Raw genomic sequence first — 3,580 nt, 5'->3', positions numbered from 1 at the left:
CGATAGCGGTGTGTCAGACAACACCTACAGCGACTGAAAATTCGCTATCGCGAGCAGGCTCACTCCTACAGGGGGGGCGCCTGTGGTCTGGGTATCAAAGGAAATACTTGAGGTTGAACCCGACGTTGTCGCGGTCGCGAATGCCGTTGTTCTGCCCGCTGCCATAGAACTCGGTGTATTGCAGTTCGGCTTCGAGCTTGTTCTGGTAGTTGGCCTTGATCCCCAGCGTGTAAGCCTTGCGCCCTTCGATGGTGTTGCCGGCCTGATAGCTGTTGCCCTCGAAATCGTCCTTGTAGACGATGTACGGCGAGACGTTGACCCCGGCATACACATCGTTCCAGGTGCCGTTGAGCATCGCCGTATAGCTATAGGAATTGCGATTGACCTGATCGTCGCGATCACCGCCTGACACATAGGAATAGTTACCGGTGCCGGCATAGTAGCGACGGCTGCCGTCATACCCGGTGTATTGCAGACTGCTGCCGCGCAGGTGCTCCGAGGCCAGTTCGAAGATACCGAACAGCGAGTCGAACGAAGCGGTCGGGCCAAAGTTGTAAATGGTGCCGAGCGAGGTGTTGAACGCTTCGACGCGTTCGGCGTTGTTGATCTCGCTGTTGAGATTGACCATCTGCCCGCCGACGTTGATCGACCGCCCCGTCACCGCCACTGCCGCACCGTTGGCCAAATCACCAATCAAATCATTAGTGGCCGCGACACCGATCGGCAGGTTCGGCCGATAAGCAATTTCACCAAACACCGAAGCCTCACCCAACGTGGTGTTGAAGCTGAAGCCGTACATGCGGATGTCTTCGGCGTAGCGCCGATGCGCCTGAATATTGCCCATCACATCGGCCGTCGCCAGACCGTTGGCCAGCGCCCCGGCCTGACTGCCGGCGACACCGGACAACAGGTTGGTCAGCGCATCCATATAGATGCCTTTGTACCCGCCCAGATCGGCAGCGATGGTCGGTTCCTTGGCGTGGTAATTGACCATGTACAACCCGAACTCGGTGCTGTTGAGCTGCTCGGCGATGTAGCGAAAGGCAAAGCCGAACTGGCCATCGTTGCGCGCGTTGTAGTCCTTGCCGATGCTCGCCACTTTCAACGTATTGCCATAGGCCGGCGTCACGCCGTTGGCGTACAGGCCAGTGGTTTGCAGGGCGGAGCTCAGTAACGGGTTATTGCCCAACGCGCTGTACAAACCGATGACGTTGCCAAACCCCGGCACTGGCGTGTCGAGCGCTGTGCCGCTGAAGTTGTTGTACCCGGTGTTGCCTCCGTCGGCGAACAGGTCGGTTTGCGAATAGAAGGTGCCGACCGGATCGATGCGGGTTTCCTTCCAGTTGGTCTGGTAGAAACTCTCCATGGTCAGCGAGTCGGTCAGGCCGATGTTGAAGCTCAGCGCCTCGACCGGCACCAGCACTTCCTTGACTTCGGCGCCGGGCAGGCGGTACTTGGCGGCGTCCACCGGGTTGGTGGTGTTGATCCCGCCGCGATAGAAAATCCCCTCGCCCCAGTTGAACACCTGCCGACCGATGCGCGCGGTCACCGGCATCTGCGCAACGTCCCAACTACCATGCACATAGGCGTCGAGCATCTCGATGCGGCTGCCGGCGATGTCGCGGGTCTGGCTGGTGAAATGGTTGTCCTGCGGGTAGCTCTGGCTCGGTTGCGACGGGCTGTTGTTGTCGTAGTAGTCGTTGCGCTTGTCCATCAGTTGCGTGTCGTAGAACGCGGTGCCGCGCACAAACAAACCGTAATTCTGATAGTTGGCTTCAAGCTCGGAGGTGATCTTGTACACCTCGGAAACCAGCCCGGTGTCGAAGTTGCGATTGCCGTCGTTGGTGTTGACGTCATCGTTAGTCTTGTCGCGGCCCTGCACCCGCCACAAACGACCGTAGGACAAGGTCGTGTCGAGGGAGCCGGTGACCTGCTTGTCCATCAGGCTGAACTCCACCGCGTGCGCCGCATCGACTGCGCACAACTGCAGCAGCCCGGCCAGGCCGACACCGGCGAGCGCGGCGCCCGTCAGGCGCAATCGAGAGTTGATCATGTGTTCCTCCTTCCCTGTTTTTATTGTTTTGGTGTTCGTTACCGCGCTACGGCGCCAATCCCGCGCTGACGTAAATCCGGCTGTGCGCGCCGAAATGCCCTAGCAACTTCAACAGCTGCTGATTGAGTGCCGGGTGATCGAAATCTTCGCTATGAAGTTGATTGCCGCTGCTGAAATCACTGCTGACGGGCGCGGTTTCCAGCCACTGGCCGATGGCCTCGTCGAACGCTGCGGAATCGTTGACCGACTCGGCACTGACCACTTCGCGCAGGTAGTCGACCGAGTACGGCGGGTAGGTTTTGTCCTGAGCCACATCGGCGTAAGCCGCCAGCATCGGGTGCGGCTGACCGGTGCGCAGCAATCGGCGCAGCCAGGTCGACTGGTACTTCTCCACTTCCATGTGTCGAGTGGCGACGCGCTCGATTGAGGCCTGTTTGTCCTCGGCGAAACCGGCGATTGCCTTGCCTTCCAGCAGCAGGAGATTGGCGAGTTCGACGCCCGGTAATGGCTTGGCGTGATACGGCTGGGTCAGGTCCTGAATGTGGTGCAGGCCCCAGCCGAGAAAGCGATAACCCCAATACGGATGACCGCTGGCAAACGCCAATCGCGCCAGGCCCATGTATTGATACGCGCGCCAGTCCGGCCAACTGCGCTCGAGGAAACCGGCAGCGGCATACACCACCGCGCTTTCATGGAAGAAGCCCATGTGGAACGGCGCCTGCGAGCTGTACTGGAAACGCGCGTCGCCGAACGGTTGCGGGCCGAAACCGTAGAGAGCGCCGACGTTGCCAGGGTTGTCGCTGAACAGATTGATGTCGTGGCCGTAATCCGGTTCGTCGGCGGCGCTGGCGAGCACCGCGAGAGGCGCGACTTTTTCGTGCTCGGTAACGACGATGAAACGCTGGCGATTCCACGGTGACAGAGTTTGCTCGACCATGACTTGATTGGCCTGCAGATGCTCACGTTCGGGCAGGTCTTTGCCGGGCAATGGCTGGATGACCGTCGCCAGATGAATCTCGGGATTGATGCGCAACGCCGTGAGGAAGTCGTGGCGCAGATTGTCACTCGGCACTGCGGGCAATTTCAGGTTATCGGGGCGTGGCGGGTATTGCGCGAAGTGCGCGCGGGCGAAGGTTTCCTGTTGCTCCAACAGCGCCAGCACGGCCGGATATTGCTCGGTGAGAAAACGCTCCAGTGGTTCGACTTCAACCGCTGGCGCATCACGCAACGCCGGCAGATCCTGCAACGCCAGATAGCTGCCCACCGTATGGTTCGACCAGCCCCAGGCGCTCGGGGCCGTTGCACAAAGCAGCAACAGGAGGAAAGTCAGCTTCATTGCTTTTCGTTCTTATTGGCGGTGCCGAGGGGGATGAGCCTAACAACCGACCCCACCGCTGACACTGTCCGATCTCACCAGAAAAAGTCTCCGATGGCGCCACATCGAGTCGCAATACGCTCCCTGTAGGAGCTGCCGAAGGCTGCGATCTTTTGACGTTGATCTTAAAAAACAAGATCAAAAGATCGCAG

The 3,580-nt window shown here is 59.6% G+C and carries 2 protein-coding genes; both read right to left on the bottom strand.

The genetic code is table 11. From position 1 onward, the window contains the following. Nucleotides 1–94 precede the first annotated feature (94 nt). Entirely contained in the window at nt 95–2,053 is a 1,959-nt protein-coding gene (locus PMI23_RS24545; protein ID WP_007911541.1) for a DUF1302 domain-containing protein, read from the bottom strand. A gap of 46 nt (nt 2,054–2,099) precedes the next feature. Next, a complete protein-coding gene (locus PMI23_RS24540; protein ID WP_007911543.1) occupies nt 2,100–3,389 on the bottom strand; it encodes a hypothetical protein in 1,290 nt (429 codons plus the stop codon). Nucleotides 3,390–3,580: the final 191 nt, after the last annotated feature.

It is taken from the genome of Pseudomonas sp. GM24 (genome assembly GCF_000282235.1).
Lineage (GTDB): Bacteria > Pseudomonadota > Gammaproteobacteria > Pseudomonadales > Pseudomonadaceae > Aquipseudomonas.
This window is presented reverse-complemented; position numbering and strand designations above follow the sequence as displayed.

Excerpts from the sequence above, each read along its gene's own strand:
- PMI23_RS24540 (WP_007911543.1), bottom strand. The coding sequence starts at position 3,389 with ATGAAGCTGACTTTCCTCCTGTTGCTGCTTTGTGCAACGGCCCCGAGC.
- PMI23_RS24545 (WP_007911541.1), bottom strand. The coding sequence starts at position 2,053 with ATGATCAACTCTCGATTGCGCCTGACGGGCGCCGCGCTCGCCGGTGTC.